The 17,517-nt window shown below is 62.0% G+C and carries 15 protein-coding genes and 1 pseudogene; 12 read left to right on the top strand and 4 right to left on the bottom strand.

The genetic code is table 11. The features are described 5' to 3' along the window. Window positions 1-316: 316 nt before the first annotated feature. From FHX14_RS28510 to FHX14_RS28465, 10 genes are all read left to right on the top strand, one after another. Window positions 317-1,060 (top strand): FadR/GntR family transcriptional regulator, encoded by a 744-nt coding sequence (locus FHX14_RS28510; protein WP_184380229.1) that lies wholly within the window; start codon window positions 317-319, stop codon window positions 1,058-1,060. Continuing rightward, complete coding sequence (locus tag FHX14_RS28505; RefSeq protein WP_184380227.1) at window positions 1,044-2,642, top strand: ABC transporter substrate-binding protein; 1,599 nt, start codon at window positions 1,044-1,046, stop codon at window positions 2,640-2,642. Before FHX14_RS28510 ends, FHX14_RS28505 begins: the two co-directional genes overlap by 17 nt. An 82-nt stretch (window positions 2,643-2,724) precedes the next feature. Beyond that, the gene (locus FHX14_RS28500) at window positions 2,725-3,684 is read left to right on the top strand and encodes an ABC transporter permease (protein WP_184380225.1); all 960 of its coding nucleotides are present in this window, start codon (window positions 2,725-2,727) and stop codon (window positions 3,682-3,684) included. Window positions 3,685-3,686: 2 nt separating this feature from the next. Continuing rightward, window positions 3,687-4,565: an ABC transporter permease gene (locus tag FHX14_RS28495; RefSeq protein ID WP_184380223.1), complete on the top strand. Its 879-nt coding sequence runs from the start codon at window positions 3,687-3,689 to the stop codon at window positions 4,563-4,565. An 18-nt stretch (window positions 4,566-4,583) separates the two neighbouring features. Further along, complete coding sequence (locus FHX14_RS28490) at window positions 4,584-5,501, top strand: dihydrodipicolinate synthase family protein (protein WP_184380221.1); 918 nt, start codon at window positions 4,584-4,586, stop codon at window positions 5,499-5,501. Window positions 5,502-5,509: 8 nt separating this feature from the next. Continuing rightward, window positions 5,510-6,526, top strand: coding sequence for an ABC transporter ATP-binding protein (locus FHX14_RS28485; protein ID WP_184380219.1), 1,017 nt, complete (start codon window positions 5,510-5,512; stop codon window positions 6,524-6,526). Next, the gene (locus tag FHX14_RS28480; protein WP_184380218.1) at window positions 6,527-7,480 is read left to right on the top strand and encodes an oligopeptide/dipeptide ABC transporter ATP-binding protein; all 954 of its coding nucleotides are present in this window, start codon (window positions 6,527-6,529) and stop codon (window positions 7,478-7,480) included. 24 nt (window positions 7,481-7,504) lie between these two features. Then, the gene (locus FHX14_RS28475; protein WP_184380216.1) at window positions 7,505-8,440 is read left to right on the top strand and encodes a dihydrodipicolinate synthase family protein; all 936 of its coding nucleotides are present in this window, start codon (window positions 7,505-7,507) and stop codon (window positions 8,438-8,440) included. A gap of 167 nt (window positions 8,441-8,607) precedes the next feature. Further along, entirely contained in the window at window positions 8,608-9,282 is a 675-nt protein-coding gene (locus FHX14_RS28470; RefSeq protein WP_003592183.1) for a L,D-transpeptidase, read from the top strand. A 14-nt stretch (window positions 9,283-9,296) separates the two neighbouring features. After that, entirely contained in the window at window positions 9,297-9,833 is a 537-nt protein-coding gene (locus tag FHX14_RS28465; protein ID WP_003592182.1) for an OmpA family protein, read from the top strand. Between the two features lie 34 nt (window positions 9,834-9,867). Here FHX14_RS28465 and FHX14_RS28460 read toward each other — a convergent pair whose 3' ends face one another. Next, complete coding sequence (locus FHX14_RS28460) at window positions 9,868-12,330, bottom strand: beta-glucosidase (protein ID WP_184380214.1); 2,463 nt, start codon at window positions 12,328-12,330, stop codon at window positions 9,868-9,870. A gap of 147 nt (window positions 12,331-12,477) precedes the next feature. On the opposite strand from FHX14_RS28460, the gene FHX14_RS28455 reads away from it, so the two are divergent. Beyond that, window positions 12,478-13,113 (top strand): TetR/AcrR family transcriptional regulator, encoded by a 636-nt coding sequence (locus FHX14_RS28455; RefSeq protein ID WP_179612509.1) that lies wholly within the window; start codon window positions 12,478-12,480, stop codon window positions 13,111-13,113. On the opposite strand, the pseudogene FHX14_RS33210 reads toward FHX14_RS28455, so the two are convergent. Both FHX14_RS33210 and FHX14_RS28450 read right to left on the bottom strand, forming a co-directional pair. Further along, a pseudogene (locus FHX14_RS33210) lies at window positions 13,071-13,259 on the bottom strand (alpha/beta hydrolase); the annotation flags it as partial. The gene FHX14_RS28455 and the pseudogene FHX14_RS33210 sit on opposite strands and share 43 nt — an antisense overlap. 52 nt (window positions 13,260-13,311) lie before the next feature. Then, window positions 13,312-16,338 carry a glycoside hydrolase family 38 C-terminal domain-containing protein gene (locus FHX14_RS28450; protein WP_184380209.1) on the bottom strand — a complete coding sequence of 1,009 codons (3,027 nt, stop codon included), beginning with the start codon at window positions 16,336-16,338 and terminating at the stop codon, window positions 13,312-13,314. Window positions 16,339-16,667: 329 nt separating this feature from the next. On the opposite strand from FHX14_RS28450, the gene FHX14_RS33205 reads away from it, so the two are divergent. Continuing rightward, a complete protein-coding gene (locus FHX14_RS33205; RefSeq protein WP_246713484.1) occupies window positions 16,668-16,853 on the top strand; it encodes a hypothetical protein in 186 nt (61 codons plus the stop codon). 62 nt (window positions 16,854-16,915) lie between these two features. Here the strand turns inward: FHX14_RS33205 and FHX14_RS28445 are convergent, their stop codons facing one another. After that, on the bottom strand, window positions 16,916-17,458 hold the full coding sequence (locus FHX14_RS28445) for a hypothetical protein (RefSeq protein WP_184380207.1): 543 nt from the start codon (window positions 17,456-17,458) through the stop codon (window positions 16,916-16,918). Window positions 17,459-17,517: the final 59 nt, after the last annotated feature.

Below are 17,517 nucleotides of genomic sequence, written 5' to 3'. Positions count from 1 at the left end.
TGGAGCAGAGGGGCCGTTGTCAACATAAGATGATTCTTTTAGTCACCTTTTAATCGATGAAATTCACGGCTTTCGGCATTCCCGAACAGGTTGTGCGCATTAACGGGCGCAGCACCGCGCCCTGGCTTGTGTTTCAACCGCCCAATCCAGACATCGAAGCGGAAATTGCTTTCGCCGGGACGCTGTTTTCAGAAGCCTTGCCGGCTGCAACGCCGGCGCCCGACTCGCGACGATCGGCCTGACCAATTGACAGATATCCTACAAGTATATATGTAGCAGACATCCTTTATCGGCGATGCGAGAAAGCGACCCCGGCATGACATTGAAATCGATGAAGCCGCTGACGCGCGCACCGCTGCTGCATGTCTCCGTGCAGGAAAGCCTGCGCGCCTATATCGACGACAATGGCCTTGCGCCCGGAACCCTGCTTCCGGCGGAAGGAGAGCTTGCCACCCAGCTCGGCGTCAGCCGCAATTCGCTGAGGGAAGGCATCAAGGCGCTGGAATCGCTCGGCGTGCTGGAGACGCGGCGCGGTGTCGGCATCTTCGTCAAGGCCTTTTCCTTCGAGCCGCTTCTCGACAACCTCGCTTACGGTCTCGGCGGCGCCCTGCGGCAGATCGAGGAGGTGCTCGAAATCCGGCGCACGCTGGAAGTGGGATTGATCGGCAAGACGATCGATGTGATCGGCGAGGCGGACATCACCGAATTGCGCGCCACCGTCGATCGAATGCGCGCCCATGCCGAGCGCGGTGAAACCTTCGCGGCAGACGACCAGCTGTTCCACCGGCTGCTGTTTCGCTGCCAGGACAATGAAACGCTTGTACGGCTGATCGATGTCTTCTGGCTCGCCTTCTACAAGGCATCCGACTTCGTCAATCTTGAAAATACCGATCCGATGGCGACGTGGCGCGATCACGCGGCGATCGTCGATGCGATCGAGGCAAAGGATCTGGAGGAGGCGCGCCGGCGCCTGGATCGTCACTACGAGGGAATTGCCCGGGTAATTGCCAACAACAAGACAAGTTCAAACATGGGAGGAACGCATGAAAAGACTGTCTAGATTATCCGCCATCGCGTTTGGCGCTCTGCTGTCGACGGCCGCCGTTCCGGCTCTTGTCGTTTCCGGCGCGGCAATCCAGGCTCAGGCAGCCACGCTGTCCGGCGGCTTCGATGTCGGCCCGGGAGGCTTCCAGGGCAACTTCAATCCGCTGGCGGCGACCGCCGGCTTCACCTGGCTCAGCATCTACTACGAACCGCTGATCACCTATGACGAGAAGCTGCAGAAGGTCGTCGGCGCACTGGCGAATTCCTACGAAGTCAGCCCGGATCAACTGGCCTACACGTTCAAGCTGGCTGACGCCAAATGGCATGACGGCAAGCCCTTCACCGCCAAGGATGCGAAATTCACTATAGGCCTTGCGATGGATGCGAAGACCGGCTCGGTGCTCGCTGCCCGGCTGAAGGGCATAGCGTCCGTCGAGACGCCGGACGATCACACCGTCGTCATCAAGCTCAGCGCACCCAGCAGCAGTTTTCTCGACACGATGACCAAGGTGATGATGCTGCCCGAGCATGCGCTCGCCTCGATACCGGCCGACCAGCTGGCAAAGAACACGTGGTGGTCCACCGCGCCGATCGGCACCGGCCCGTTCAAATTCACCAAATACGTCTCCGATCAATATGTCGAGCTTGCCGCAAACACCGATTATCGCGGTGGCAAACCGGCACTGGAACGCGTCATCAACCGCTATTTCGCCAATCCGGCCGCGGCGATTGCGGCGCTCCGATCCGGCGAAATCCAGTTCACCTATGTCGATTCCAACGACGTGCCGACCTTCAAGGACAACAAGGACTTCAAGGTCATCGAAGGCAACTCTTTCGTCGTCAACTATCTGGGCTTCAACCATGATTCCCCGATCTGGAAGGATGTGCGCGTCCGCCAGGCGGTGATGTATGCGATCAATCGCGATGCCATCATCCAGAGCCTCTATGGTGGCGCGGCCAAGCCGGCCAACTGCGCCTATGTCGCCGAACAGCTGATACCCCAGGGCATCGACACCTACGCCTACGATCCCGAAAAGGCCAAGAAACTGCTCAAGGAAGCCGGCTGGGATCAGATCAACGGCGGCAAGCCGATCACGCTTCTGACCTATTACACCACGCCGCTTGCCACCAACGTCCTTGCCGCAGTCCAGGCGATGCTTGCCCAGGTCGGCATCAACATCGTGCCGCGCGCCGTCGATGCGCCGACCTATAACAGCATCGTGCTCAATGCGACGCCGGATATCGCCCAGTTCCAGATGGTCTACGCCGGGCTGCAGAACGGGCCGGATGCGGGAAGCATCAATGTCGGCCTCAACGAGAAGCAGATCCCTCCGGCCGGACCGAACGTCGCCAGAGTTCGCATGCCCGATCTCACCAAGGCGCTAGATAGCGCGCTTGCCGAGCCCGACAGCGCCAAGCGGGATGCGGCCTACCAGAATGTCTGCAAGGTGATGAACACGAACCTGCCCTGGGCGACGCTCTGGGTGGCAAACCGCTACGGCATCGTCTCGACCAAGGCGAAGGATTTTGTCTGGACGCCGGCGCCGGGCGGCGGCCCCTACCAGGCCGACCCGCAGAAATGGTCGATCGCCGAATAGCATTTTCCGCAAAGGCTCAAGGGTGGCTTCGGCCACCCTGACAGGACGGCCTGACAAGACGGCCCGACAAAACGGATTGACGATGCTCCGATACAGTCTTAGACGCCTGATCATAGGGGTAGGCATGCTCGTCGCCCTGAGCATGCTGATCTTCCTGCTGCTGCGCCTGACACCCGGCGATCCGATCGATGCCTATATCGATCCGAACCTGCCGATGTCGCCGTCGGATCTTGCCGATCTGCGCAGAAGCCTTGGCCTCGACCAGCCCCTGCCCGTTCAGTATCTGGGCTGGCTGCAGCAGGCGCTGACCGGCAATCTTGGCTATTCGATCAAGCGTCTCGACCAGCCGGTTCTCAGCCTGGTGCTGTCGCGGATCGGGCCGACGGTCCTGTTGATGGGCACCGCACTTGCCTTCGCCGTCGTCGCCGGCATCGCCTGCGGGGTGATCGGCGCCGTCCGCCGCAATTCGCTTGCCGACCTCTCCCTGTCGGTGGTTGCGCTTGCCGGCATTTCGAGCCCGGCATTCCTCAGCGCGCTGATCGGCCTTTATATCTTCTCCGTCCGCCTGCACTGGATGCCATCGGGCGGCATGCTGACCCCCGGCGAAGAATTCTCGCTGGGCGATCTCCTTCATCATCTGATCCTGCCGGCCGCCCTTCTGTCCGTCGCTCAAGCCGCATTGATCATGCGTTACATGCGCGCTTCTCTGCTCGAGGTCTTGAACCAGGATTACGTGCGCACGGCCCGTGCCAAGGGCGTCATCGAGTTCTGGGTCATCACCAAACATGCGTTGCGCAATGCGCTTCTTCCGATCGTCACGCTGATCGGCTCCACCATCGGGCTTGCGATCGGCGGCGCGATCTTCATCGAGAGCGTCTTCAACTGGCCGGGCATGGGTCTCTTGCTCGTCGATGCCGTACAGACCCGCGACTATCCGGTCATCATGGGCGCGACGCTCGTCATCGGCACTTGCGTTATGGTCGTCAATCTTCTGACCGACATCACCTATGCGGTCGTCGATCCGCGCATCAAGGTGGGCTGATCATGCTGGCACGCTCCCCCCAAACCCGCAGCCCGGGGCCGCTTGCCCGCGCCTTCAGCCGTTTCCTGCTCAACCGCGCAGCCGTTGCCGGCGTCTGCATCGCCGTGCCGATGCTGCTGCTGATCCTCTCCTATCCGCTGTGGTGGGCTTTCCAGCCGAACGACATCGATCTTCTGGCGATGAACAGCGGTCCGAGCGCAACCCACTGGTTCGGAACCGACGGCGTTGGCCGCGATGTCTTTGCGCGTGTGCTCGAAGGCGGCCGGATTTCGCTGCTGGTCGCCGTCGCATCGACTGCCCTTTCCGCAATCATCGGCTTTCTGTTCGGAGCCATATCGGCGCTTGCGGGACGTTGGACGGACGCCGTCTCGATGCGCTTTGTCGATCTGGTGATGACCCTGCCGCCCGTCATCTTCCTGCTTGTGCTCGCCTCGATTGCCGGTACCGGCATCTGGCCGACGGTGCTGGTCATCTCGCTGCTCTCCTGGCCGCTGCTTGCGCGCATGATCCGCTCCCGGCTGCTGGAATTGCGCGAGCGCGACTTCGTCCTGGCCGCCCGCGGCATGGGTGCCGGCATCGGACATCTGCTCTTCCGCCACGGCCTGCCGAACTCGATCGATATTATCGTGGTCTACGCGACGCTGCAGATCGCCAATGCAATCCTGCTCGAGGCGGGCCTCTCCTTCCTCGGTCTCGGCATCGCGCCGCCGGCGGCAAGCTGGGGCAACATGCTGAATGCGGCCCGCTCCACCGCCGTGCTCGAACAATATCCGTGGCAATGGCTTTTCCCCGGCGGCGCGCTGATCCTTGCCGTGCTTGCCATCAATTTCATCGGCGATGGCCTCAGGGATGCCTTCGACCCGCGTGCCGAACTGAACTGACAATCGAAAGAAGCGAAAATGACCAAATTCAAGGGTGTCATCCCCCCCGTCGTAACACCGCTCAATCCGGATCTCACCGTCGACTACCCCTCCTATACCCGCGTGCTCGATCATCTGATCGATGCCGGCTGCCACGGCGTATTCGTGCTCGGCTCGACGAGCGAAGTCATCTTCCACGACGAAAAGACCCGCCGCGAAATCATCGAGCATTCTGCCAAGGTGGTGAATGGCCGCGTGCCGCTGATCGTCGGCGTCATCGATCCGACCACGGATCGGGTCATCGTCCATTCAAAGGTCGCAAAGGCGGCCGGCGCCGACGCCGTGGTGGTCACGGCACCCTTCTACACGGTCACCAGCCAGTCCGAGATCCTCGATCATTTCCGTTATATCCACGACGCCGTGGACGTTCCGCTGGTCGCCTATGACATTCCTGTCTGCGTTCACGTCAAGCTGCAGCGCCAGACCGTGGTCACACTTGCCAAGGAAGGCAGCATTATCGGCCTCAAGGATTCCAGCGGCGACGACGGCAACTTCCGTTATGCGCTTCTCGACCTTGCCGAACACAAGGACGTCTTCCTGATGACCGGCTCCGAGATCGTCGTCGACAACGCCCTGCTGATGGGCGCTCACGGTGTTGTTCCCGGTATCGCCAATGTCGATCCGCACGGTTATATCAGGCTTTGGGATGCCGCCCAGCGCGGCGACTGGGCCGCAGCTAGGAAGGAGCAGGAGCGCCTCTGCCGCCTCTTCGAAATCGTCTGGGTCGCCCAGGGCCGGGTCAGCGGAGGCGCATCGGGCATCGGCGCGTTCAAGACCGCCATGCAGCGCCTCGGCATTATCGACACCGCCGTCATGCCGCGGCCGCGCGCCTCGCTCAATGACGCGGAAACCGCACGGATCGACGAGATCCTGCGCGCAACCGGCCTGCTGAACTGAGCGAGCCGATGGAACAGGCGGCTGAACCGGTACTCGACATCAGGGGATTGCGAACGATCTTCCGCATCCGCGGCGGCGAGATCGCGGCGGTCAACGATATCGACCTGACCGTTGCCGCCGGCGAGACGCTGGCGCTCGTCGGCGAATCCGGCTCCGGCAAGTCGGTCACCAGCCTGTCGGTCATGCGGCTGCTCACCCGCAACATCGGCGTGATCGCCGCCGGCAGCATCCGCCTGACGACGCGCTCCGGCGCGGTCCGGGATCTTGTTTCCCTTGATGAAGAGAGCATGCGCCGGATCAGGGGCGACGACATCGGCATGGTGTTTCAGGAGCCGATGTCGAGCCTCAATCCCGTTTTCACGATCGGCGACCAGATCGCCGAGCCGATCCGCATCCATCGCGGTGCAAACCGCAAGGCGGCGATGGACGCAGCCGTCACGCTGCTTGAAAGCGTCGGCATACCGGACGCCCGGCGCCGCGCCGGCCAATACCCGTACGAATTGTCGGGCGGCATGCGCCAGCGCGCCACCATCGCCATGGCGCTCGCCTGCGATCCGGCGCTGCTGATCGCCGATGAGCCGACCACGGCGCTCGACGTGACGATCCAGGCGCAGATCCTCGATCTGCTGCTCAAGCTGCAGCGCGAACGCGGCATGGCCATGCTGTTCGTCACCCACAATCTCGGCGTGGTCGCCGAAATCGCCCATCGCGTCGCGGTCATGTATGCAGGAAGGATTGTCGAAGAAGGGCCGGTCGGCGAGGTTTTCCGCAATCCGAAGCATCCCTACACGATGGGTCTTCTTGCCTCCATGCCGCGCCTCGGCGACGCATCGCGGATGAAACAGGCAGGTGAAAAACTCTCCGCCATTCCCGGCATGGTCCCGAGCCTGATGAACATGCCGAGCGGCTGCGCCTTTTCCCCGCGCTGCAAATTCGCGATCGATGCCTGCCGCGCCGCAATCCCCGTGCTCGAACAGGTCAATCCGCAGCATGCCAGCCGCTGCATCAGATGGCAGGAGATCTAGATGAGCGCACCGCTGCTCTCCGTCCGCGACCTATCGAAACATTATACGTCCCACGGCACGCGGCTGAACATTCTTGAGGGTATCTCCTTCGACATCGGCAAGGGGGAAGTTGTCGGGCTTGTCGGCGAATCCGGCAGCGGAAAGACCACGATCGGGCGTTCCGTCCTCCGGCTTGTCGAACCCTCCACAGGCAGTGTCCGTTTCGACGGACAGGAACTCACCGGACTCTCCGGTTCGGCGCTCCGACGGCAACGGCCGCGCATGCAGTATATTTTCCAGGACCCTTTCGCCAGTCTGTCGCCACGCATGACGATCGGCGAAATCCTGACGGAGGGCCTGAAGATCCAAGGGATCGGATCGGCACGCGACAGGCTCGAACGGGCGCAAACCGCCTTGGCCCAGGTCGATCTGCCTGAAGATGCGATCAATCGATATGCGCATGAATTTTCCGGCGGGCAGCGCCAGCGCATCGGCATCGCCCGGGCATTGACCTTGTCGCCGGAATTCATTGTTGCCGACGAGCCGGTCTCGGCACTCGACGTGTCGATCCAGGCGCAGGTGATCAACCTGCTGCGCGAGTTGCAACAGCGGCTTGGCCTTACCATGCTGTTCATTTCGCATGACCTCGCCGTCGTCGAATATATCTGCGACCGGGTGATCGTGCTTTATCTCGGCCGCATCATGGAGATCGCTCCGAGCGCCGATCTCTACGCGCGACCCCAGCATCCCTATACGCGCGCGCTTCTCTCGGCGATTCCATCGCCCGATCCGGATGCCCGCCGTGACCGGCAGATCCTGAAAGGCGATATTCCAAGCCCGGCCAATCCGCCGAGCGGCTGCGTCTTTCGCACACGCTGTCCGAGTGCGCTCGATGCGTGCGCCGGCGCGGTTCCGCCATTGCGGGAAATCGCGCCCGGCCATTTCAAGGCCTGCATCCGCGACGACCTCAACTGATCCGCCATCCACCGGAGAAAACAGATGAACGTCAAGACGCCGCATCCGGCCATCGGCGGAAACTGGGCGAGCCTGCTTCTGCCGATCGCAGCCGATGACAGTATTGAATTCGACAAGCTCGGCGAAGAGATCGACATCCTGATCGATGCCGGCGTCGACGGCATCTATTCGAACGGCACCGCCGGCGAATTCCACAATCAAACCGAGGAGGAATTCGACAGGATCCAGGCGATGCTGGCCGAACGCTGCAAGGCTTCCTCCATGCCCTTCGTGATCGGCGCCTGCCAGCCCGACCCGCTGATCATGCTCAATCGCATCAGCCGCGCCGCCGCGCTTAATCCTCGCGCCATTCAGGTCATCTTGCCGGACTGGTGGCCGCTCACCGATGCCGAAGCGGTCGACTTCCTGAAACGGGCGGCCGAGGCCGCCGAGGGAATTCCGCTCATCCTCTACAATCCGCCGCATGCCAAACGGGTGCTGGCGCCCAAGGAACTGGGCATGGTCTGCGCGGCAGCGCCTGCGGTGATCGGCATCAAGCTCGCCGATGGCGGCGCGTCCTGGTATGCCGAAGCCCGCCGGCATCTATCGGGACTTTCGCTCTTCGTCCCCGGCCATCGTCTCGCAACCGGCATCAAGGAGGGCGTTGCGACAGGCTCCTTTTCCAACGTGGCCTGTCTCAGTCCACGCGGTGCTCAGGCCTGGACGGTGTCGATGCGAGACGAACTTGACGCCGCTCTCGATCTGGAGAGACGCATCTGCACGTTTATGGACGCGCATATCGTCCCATTTCGCCAGGAATTCGGCTATTCGAACGCCGCTCTCGACAAACTTCTAAGCGCCATCGGCAATTGGGGACCCGTGGGCACGCGTTTACGGTTTCCGTATCGGTCGATTGACATGGCGGAAGCGGTCAGGTTGCGGCGCATCGCCCTCTCCGAACTTCCCGATCTTTTCCCCTGAGGTTGCCCTGGGCGAACGGTCCCCTGGAGTAATGAGCGGAGCAATACAGATCATGAGACCGCAGACGCGATCCCGGTCTTGAAGGAAGAGAAGAATTTTCTGTTGTCGCAAATGAAAAATCTGATTTACTGACATTCGCTGCTTTGGCTTTAAGGGGGATATTGCCGATGGTGGGGACCCGCAGGGATATTTTGCTTGGTGGTTTGGCGTTACTTGGCGCCGGCGCAGTCGGCAAATCGGCCTTCGCCGCGGCGTCTTCCTTTTTTGACGGCACCACCGTCGACAATGGCGTGACGTTCCGAAGGACCAACTTCGCCAAGATCGACAGACGGTGGCAACGCCAGGTCGTCAAATATTTCAGCAGCGAGCCGATCGGCACCGTCGTCGTCGATACGAGGCACCATTTCCTCTACGTGATCATGGAGAACAAGACCGCCATCCGCTACGGCGTCGGCGTCGGCCGCGAAGGGTTCAAATGGTTCGGCCGCGCCACGATCGACGCCAAATCGCTTTGGCCGCGCTGGACGCCGCCGCCGGAGATGCGCAAGCGCCATCCCGAATTGCCCGAATTCGTGGCGGGAGGCTCACCGAAAAACCCGCTCGGACCCCGCGCCATGTACCTGCATCGCGACGGCGTCGACACGGGCTATCGCTTCCATGGCACGCTTGAGCCCTGGAGCATCGGCAAGGATGCCTCCAGCGGCTGTATCCGCATGTTCAACGAGGATGCCATCGACCTTTACCAGCGCTGCCCGATCGGTACGGCTGTGCAGGTTCTGCCGCATATCGCCGACCAGGCCGAAAGCACCACGCAGGTCAGCCAAACAACCCCGGTCGAATGAGGAAAATAACTCTGATGTCTGCTACGACCGGATATACGAGGCGCCTTCTCGCTGCGGCCATGCTCCTGGCGCTGGCCGGCTGCTCCACCACCGAGGTCGCCTCCCTGGAAGAACCCACCGCAGCGCCGATGACCGGCCAGACCAACGATCCCGCGCCCGGCTTCGAAAACGTCGCGGCGGGCAGCGAAGAGGATTTTATCCTCAATGTCGGCCGGCGGATCTACTTCAAGCAGGACTCGGCCGCGCTCGATTCCGTCGCCATGGCAACCTTGGACAACCAGGCCAATTGGCTCAACAGGAACCCGACCTGGCTGCTCAAGCTGCAGGGATTTGCCGACGATTCCGGTTCCGCGTCGAAGATGGAGACGCTGTCGCAGAAGCGCGCCGATGCGGCGATGGCCTATCTCGCCTCGAAGGGCGTGGACACCAAGCGCATGTGGGCCAAGGGCTACGGCAACGATCGCGAAGTCCGCGACTGCACCGAGCGCTCCTGCAAAGTGCAGAACCGGCGGGTCGTCACCAATCTCCGCACCCAGCCCGACGCGGTCTGACCGCAGATCGAGCGACGGGCCTCAGCATTCTCCGCTAATGCGAAGGCGACAGCACGTGGGTGAGTGGTGAGGACAGATCAATGACAAACCTGATATCCGCCGCATTCGCCGCCACGACCAGCTGATAGTTGCCGGGTTCGGCGCGGAAGGCGCCGGTCTCGACATCGAAATAAGCGAGATCCCGCGGCAGGATCTTCAGCACCGCCGTGCCGGTCTCGCCGGGCTGCAGCGAAAGCTTTGCGAAGGCGCGCAGTTCCTTGTCGGGCCGCTCCACCTTGGTCTCCGGCGACCGCACATAGAGCTGCACCAGTTCCGAGCCCGCCCGGTCGCCGATATTGGTCAGGTCGACGCTCACGGTGATCCCTTCAGATCCCATTTCGCCGGCCGACAGCCGCGGCTCAGCCCAGCTGAAGCGCGTATAACCAAGACCGAAGCCAAAGGGAAACAGCGGCTCGACGGCGTGAGTATCGTGATGACGGTAGCCGACGAAGACGCCTTCGGCGTAGCGCACATGCCCATCCTTGCCGGGATAGACGGCGGGATCGCCTGTGATGGCGGAATTGTCGGTGAGCGCCTTCGGGAAGGTCTGCGGCAGGCGGCCGCCCGGCTCGACATCACCGAACAGCACGTCGGCGACGGCATTACCCAGCTCCTGCCCCGGATACCAGATCTGCAGCACGGCGCGGACCTTGCCGAGCCAGGGCATTTCCACCGGGCCGCCGGTCTGCAGCACGACGACGGTGTTGGCATTGGCGGCGGCCACCCGCTCGATCAGTTCCTCCTGCCGGCCCGGAAGCCGCATGTCGGGCAGATCAAGACCTTCCGTATCCCATTCGCCGTCACGGCCGACGAAGAGAAGCGCCAGATCGGCATTGCGGGCCGTCTCGACGGCTGCCTCGATATCGGCCTCGCCGAGCGGCTTTTCCACGCCGAAACGGACGGCGATCAGGTTGATGCCCTCCCCGCTCGCGGTGGACGGCTCATATTCGACGGTAATCGCATAGGCCCGGCCGGCCTCGAGCGCCACGGTGCCGCGCTGCTCGTCATTGGCCGTGCCGAAATAGTTTTCGCCGCGCGTCCAGCCATCATGGCCGTCCACCGTCAGCGCACCGTCGACAAAGAGCCGCGCCAGGCCGGCATTGGTCATGCCGAAAACATGATCGCCACTCTCCTCCGGCACGAATTGCATGGTCATCCTGGCCGAAAAATCGGCAGGGTCGAGTTCGCCCGACGGCAGCTCGAACCAGAAGAATTCGCCCTTGTCGACGGTCTCCACATGCAGCGGATTGCCCTTGCAGCCGCGGCCCTTGAAATATTCGACCGTGATCTTTCCCTTGAATACGTCGATCAGACGGTTATGCCGGCAGCCGACCGCATGGCTGATGCTGTTGGCATTGGCAAGGGCGGCGCGAATGCCTTCGAGCGGGCTCACCGTATAATGCGCCGCAATCTGTGCGCTGCCGCCGCCCATGACGCGCGCGCTTGCCGCATTGGGGCCGATGACGGCGATGCGGTCCAGCGAGGTTTTCGCCAGCGGCAGGATGCCGTCATTCTTGAGGAGCACCGCGCCTTCCGCGCCGAGGCGCCGGATCAGCGCCCGGTCTTCCGGCAGGTCGACCGCCCGCTCTGTCAGATCGGGTTTGCTCTCGAAGGCGCCGACCCGCTCGAGCAGAAGCAGCATCCGCCGCGCCGCAGCCCGTACCGTCGCCGCCTCGACCTTGCCCTCGCGCACGGCCGCAACCAGCTTCTCGCCGCGATCGCGCGCCGGACCCGGCATTTCAAGATCTAGACCGGCATTGATCGTCTCTTCAGTCGAATGCGAGCCGAACCAGTCGGACATGACGATACCTTGGAAACCCCATTCCTCGCGCAGCACCTTGGTCAGCAGCCAGTGATGCTCGCTCGTATAGGTGCCGTTTAGGCGATTATAGGAGGACATGACCGCCATCACACCGGCGCGGCGCACGGCCTGTTCGAAGGGCGGCAGGTAGATTTCGCGCAGCGACCGCTCGTCGATATCGGACGACATGGTCTGCCGCTCGATCTCGGACTCGTTGCCGGCAAAGTGCTTGATCGTCGCGGCGATCCCCTCGCCCTGCACGCCGCCGATATAGGCGACGGCCAGCTCGGCAGTCAGCATCGGATCTTCCGAATAACATTCGAAATTGCGGCCGTTGAGCCCGGAACGATGGATATTCACCGTGGGCGCCAGCAGCACCGCGGCACCCTTGCTCTTTGCCTGACGCGCAAGGGCTTTGCCCATCTGCGAGACGAGTTCGGGATTCCATGTGGCGCCGAGCGCGATGCCGACGGGAAAGCAGGTGGCCTTGACGCCGGCGACCAGGGAACCCGCGCCGCGCGCACCATTCGGGCCGTCCGTCACCTTGATCTTCGGCACGCCGAGGCGCTCGACGGGGACGGTCGTCCAGAAATCGGCGCCGGATAACAGCGAGACCTGCTCCTCGGGTGTCATCTGGTCGAGAATGGAATCGATCATGCAAACCTCCCACGGAAATCCTTAAACCTACCGATTACTCGGTATTTTTAAGATGTCAATCGGACAAGCCTGATGTATGGATGGAAAGCATGGGAGAAATCGGCCGAGGACCGGCCGACCGCCGCTCCAAGAGGCAGACAAGAGACGATGGCAGAATTGTCGGAACATCAGGCCGGAGAGGAAAAACGACAGCGCCGATCCCGCAAGGGAGAAACACGCCGCGCGGAAATCCTGACGGCGGCGATGCGGCGCTTTGCCGAGGACGGCTACCAGAATGCCGCGATCGGCGACATCGCCCGGGATGTCGGCCTGTCGCTGCCCGGCTTGCTGCACCACTTTCCTACAAAGGTCGATCTGCTACTGGCGATCCTCGCGCAACGCGACCTCGAAAGTGCTGATTTCATCGAGCACTATTGCTCCGATCTCAGCGGCCTGCTCAAGGGCATGGTTGCCATCTTCCGCCGCAACGCCGAAATGATCGAGGTCGTCAGGGCCTTCGCCATCTTGAATGCGGAGAGCCTGATGAAGGACCACCCCGCCAAAGCATGGTTTCTCGGCCGCGCCACCCAGATGCAGAAGGATGTCGCCGCGACCTTCGAACGGGCGATTGCCGACGGCACGATTGACGCCAAGACCGACAGTAGGGCAATGGCCGCCGAACTGATCGCGGTGATGGACGGGCTGCAGATGCTCTGGCTGCGCGATCCCGACCGCTTCGACATGGTCGGCGGCTTGGAGGCCTATGTCGGCCGGCTGCTGGCAAGCCTCGGCTTGAAGGACTGATCGCGTATACCTCCAGCGAAGCCGGCCAACCAGTTCACGATGCCGCTTACGGCTTCGCGATACCTCTGCCCGACCAGCCAACCCGTATGTCTCGTACCCCAAAGACTTTTACGCGCGCCGATGTGCCGCGCTGTCGCCCGGCCTCGTCCTCACCGCCGCATCGGAGCCACAGTGAGGGGCTCTCTCAAGAATGAACCGTCAGGCCTTCTGCAGCTTCCAGGTTCGAATCTCAAACGGCATGATGTCGGCGGGGCCTTTCCGCTCCATCGGCTCTTCGAGAATATTGAGCGGCTGCGACGCCCTCCATCCGGACGGCAGGGCAAGCGAGAGGCGGCCGCGCCGGCCGGCGGGTTCGTAGAGGCGCAGGATCAGGCCGTCGCCCGCTTCCGCCGGTTTCAGACCGGAAAAGGCGACGGGAGTGCCGGCGACCGCAAGCGGCGCGAACGTGCCGACGGAGAGGCCCTTGGCCTCCGCGACGACGAGCGGCTGGTTGAGATCGAGCGCCTCGTCGAGCACGCCGCCTTCATGCCAGGCGCCGTCATGCGGCAGCAGCGCATAGGTGAAGCTCTGCTCGCCTTCATCGGCCAGCGGATCCGGATAGATCGGCCCGCGCACCAGGCTCATGCCGATCACATTGCCGCGGGCGCTGTGACCATATTTGGCATTGTTGAGCAGTGCGACGCCGAAACCCGGCTCACTGATATCGACGAAGCGATGGGCGACGGCCTCGAACATTGCCTGCTCCCAGGAAGTGTTCGTGTGGGTCGCCCGCTCGACGATGCCGAAGGCGCATTCGAACGTTGCCTTCCGGGCCTTTACATCGACCGGGTTGAGGGTGCGCAGCAAGGTGCGGCGGTCGTGCCAGTCGATCGTCGTTTCGATATCGAGCCGCTTGGAATTGGCGGTCAGCACATAAGTCTGGGTAACGCTCGAATTCCGGTAGCGATGAACGACGCGGATTGCCGCGCGGTGCGGGCCGCTTTCGACGAGCGAGATGCTCTCCGGCGCCTCGAGACGGACGGCCTTTTCGGCATAATCCGCATCGATATCCCAGGCGTCCCAATTGCGCGGCTTGTCATCCGGATAGATCCAGAGCTGGTTGGCCGAACCATCGACCGCTTCCCGGCCACTCGCCTTGTGGATGAGGCTTGAAACCGCCCCGTCCTTGCCGATGACGACGGCGAGATGATCGTTTTCGAGACGATCGGAACTTGCTTTCAGCCTGCCGGCCGGCTGCAGGGACTGCCTGTCGAAGACCGCCACGGACAGAGGAGCGACGATATCGCCGGCCGAGATGACCGTTCCGTCGGCAAGCGTGGCGCTCACCGGCCGCGGCGCAAGCGACGGATTGACGACGACGAGCGCATCGCCAACCCCACCCTTCGGCAGATGGGCCGAGAGCGCCTGCAAGGCCTTTGCCTGCTCGGACTTGGCATTGTCGATGACGCCGCCGAGTTCCTGCTCCGCATCCTGATAGACCTCGCGGATGCTCGATCCCGGCAGGATATCGTGAAACTCGTTCTTCAGCACCACGCGCCAATCCGCTTCGAGGCTTTTCGGCTTGTCGGCACCCAGCATATGGGCAAGTGAAGCGAGCGTTTCAGCGGTGATCAGCGCCCGTTCGGCCTGGCGATGCTTGCGCTTGACGCCGCTTTGGCTCGTCAGCGTTGCGCGGTGCAGTTCGAGATAGATTTCACCGTCCCAGACCGGAAGGTTCTTTTCCCCCGCGGTGCGGTGCGCCTTCTCATAGAAGCTTTTGACGGTGCCCCAGCGCGCCTGCGGGATGGCGGGGAAATCGCGCAGCTGCACTTCGCGTTCCACCATTTCGGGCGTCACGCCGCCGCCGCCGTCGCCATAGCCGACCGCCAGAAGCGAAGTATCGTGCTGGACCTTGCCGCGGAAATTCTTCCATGTCGGCACATAACAATCGGCCTGCACGAAGCCGTTATATCCCTGCATCGGATTGTCGAAAGTGTGGGTCAGCACCTGGCTTCCGTCGAGGCCCTTCCACCAGAAGAGGTCGGAAGGGATATGGTTGGTCTCGCTCCAGTTGACCTTGATGGTGAAGAAGCTGTCGATGCCGCCCTGCCTCAGGATCTGCGGCAGCGCACCGGAAAAACCGAAGCAATCCGGAAGCCAGCACACCGTATGGCGCGTGCCGAAGGTCTTTTCGAAATAACGCTGGCCGTAGAGAACCTGGCGGACAAGGCTTTCGCCTGTGGGCATATTGGTATCGGGCTCGACCCACATGCCGCCGACTGTTTCCCACTTTCCTTCCGCGACCTTCTCCTTGATGCGTTCGAGAAGCTCCGGGTCTTCCTCTTCCATCTGTGCGTAATAATGGGCGGTCGACTGGTTGAAACGGAAATCGTCGGAGCGCTCCATCAGCGACAGCGCCGTATTGAAGGTGCGCCGCATCTTCCGCCGCGTCTCGCGATAGGGCCAAAGCCAGGCGAGATCGATATGCGCATGTCCGGTCAGCAGCAGCTCGCCATTCGGCGGAAAGCGCTTCTGCAGTTCCTTCAACCGCGCCGTCAAAACCTCGAAGGCAGAGGCCGCCGAGGCGCTCTGTTCGTCGCTCAGGCCTGACGGATTTGCCACAAGCTCCGGCAGCTCCCAGATCTTCTGCTGCATCACGGCATCGGCGGTGCGGGAGATGTAAGCCGCCGTATCCGACGGCCAGTCGAGGCTGCGCAGGGCCTGTTCGGCGGCATCCATCAGATGCGGCACGACTTCATGCTCGCCGAGCACATCGATCGCCTCGGAAACCTGCTTCAACAGAAGATGCAGGCGATGAGCCGGGCCGTCGAGCCAGATGAACCGGGCCTTGTTCAGCCGCGGGGCCCGGTTCGGCTCGCCGAACGGAAAGCGCGCGACGCTTTCCGTCGCAATCGAGAAACGGCGGCCCTTCACCAGGAATTCCGGATGATAGGGATCGAGACCGAATGTTTCGCTTTTGCCATCGGGATAGCTCAGAGTGATCAGGCTCTCGCCGCCGAGATCGAGCTGCAGACGGATATCTTCAAGCGGCCAGCCCTCCGGCGCTTCAGCACTTGCGGCAAAATGCACGACACCCTGGCGATGCGGCCAATCCTGCTGATGGCCGATCGGCTTACCCTCGAATGACCAGCCGTCGATAGGGCTACTCTGCCGATCCCGCCAATGCGCCAGCTCGGCGATACGGACTTTCAGGCGGTCGAGGCGTTGGGCAATGGTCAGAGGCATGGCTTATCCTGTTGAAAAATCGGCGGCGAACGATCCGGAATCATGACTTTGGGAGATGAAGATGGTGCGACAGAGATCGCAATCGCCGGCCCCTCCTCCCAGCGGGTCCTGCCGGTCCTTAGATTAAGTAACTTTGATTTGCCGTCAAGTGCGGACGAGGGTCATTGTGAAGCGAGCCCATTGTTTCGGTATCGGACCGGCTGCCGGACTTTCAAGGAATAACGCAATCTTGATCGACGGCAGGAGTTTACCGAGAAGGGTATCGGCCTATTTGCCTGGAAATCACACTATGGATGCTGGCCCTCGGCCAGCGATGGGAGGGTTGGGGGATGCTCCAAATTCGCAAATTACTGACTGCAATGGCAGCCGTCGTCGCGGTCGCCGTCTCGTCTTCCTGCACGACGAGTTCCACCGACTCGGTGCAAACCGGCTCAGTTGGATACAGCAGCGTCGACTATGGACTCAGACCTGCCTGCCGGGACGGCTTCGGCAACGATCGCCCCTGCAGCTACTAAATCGTAGGGCCGGTCGAAGCGACATCAGGGACGAGCCGCCTGAAGCAGATATTCACCCCACTTCAGCTTTGTCGTGAGCGTTCAAAGTAGCGATTCACGATGTCCTTGACTTCGCTTGAACTGAACCCCGGCACCCATCTGTGCGGTATCGCGACGGTCCTTTCAAGAGGCTGCCGCTTGCGCAGCACTTCAAGTATCTCCGGATCAGCGTCTTTCCGAACAGTCAGATGGATGAATTCCGCCCACCAGGCCTGAGGGATATCAACACGTTCGATCATTCGCCAAGGAATGAGCTTCGGTAGCCTTTGACCAGCGATGCCGTCGGGCCCGATCACCATTATGGGCTTCGCGAAGTCTACCTGCCGAGCCTTTACCGCAACATAAACGATGAGGGCGAGGAACACGATCGCAAACAGGCCCTCTCCGACACCGCTCGTGCGTCTGCTCATTTCGATCTGCCCAAGGGCGATAAGTGAGAGGTAGACGAAAAAGAGCGCCATGACACCAAGGATCATGAAGAGGTATCTGACGCTCCCTCGCAAGACGAGAATTGGCTGGGTGGCGTTTGTGTCGCGGTCGGTGGCGGGAGAGTGTTCATCGGTCATCGGTTGAATTCAACTCTCCATGCAAGTAATTCCGAGCACACCTTAACTGTGCAGAGCCG

Source organism: Rhizobium sp. BK619, assembly GCF_014195245.1.
Classification (GTDB): Bacteria; Pseudomonadota; Alphaproteobacteria; order Rhizobiales; family Rhizobiaceae; genus Rhizobium; species Rhizobium acidisoli.
The sequence above is the reverse complement of the archived record's forward strand: the minus strand, read 5'-3'. Positions and strand labels throughout refer to the sequence as shown.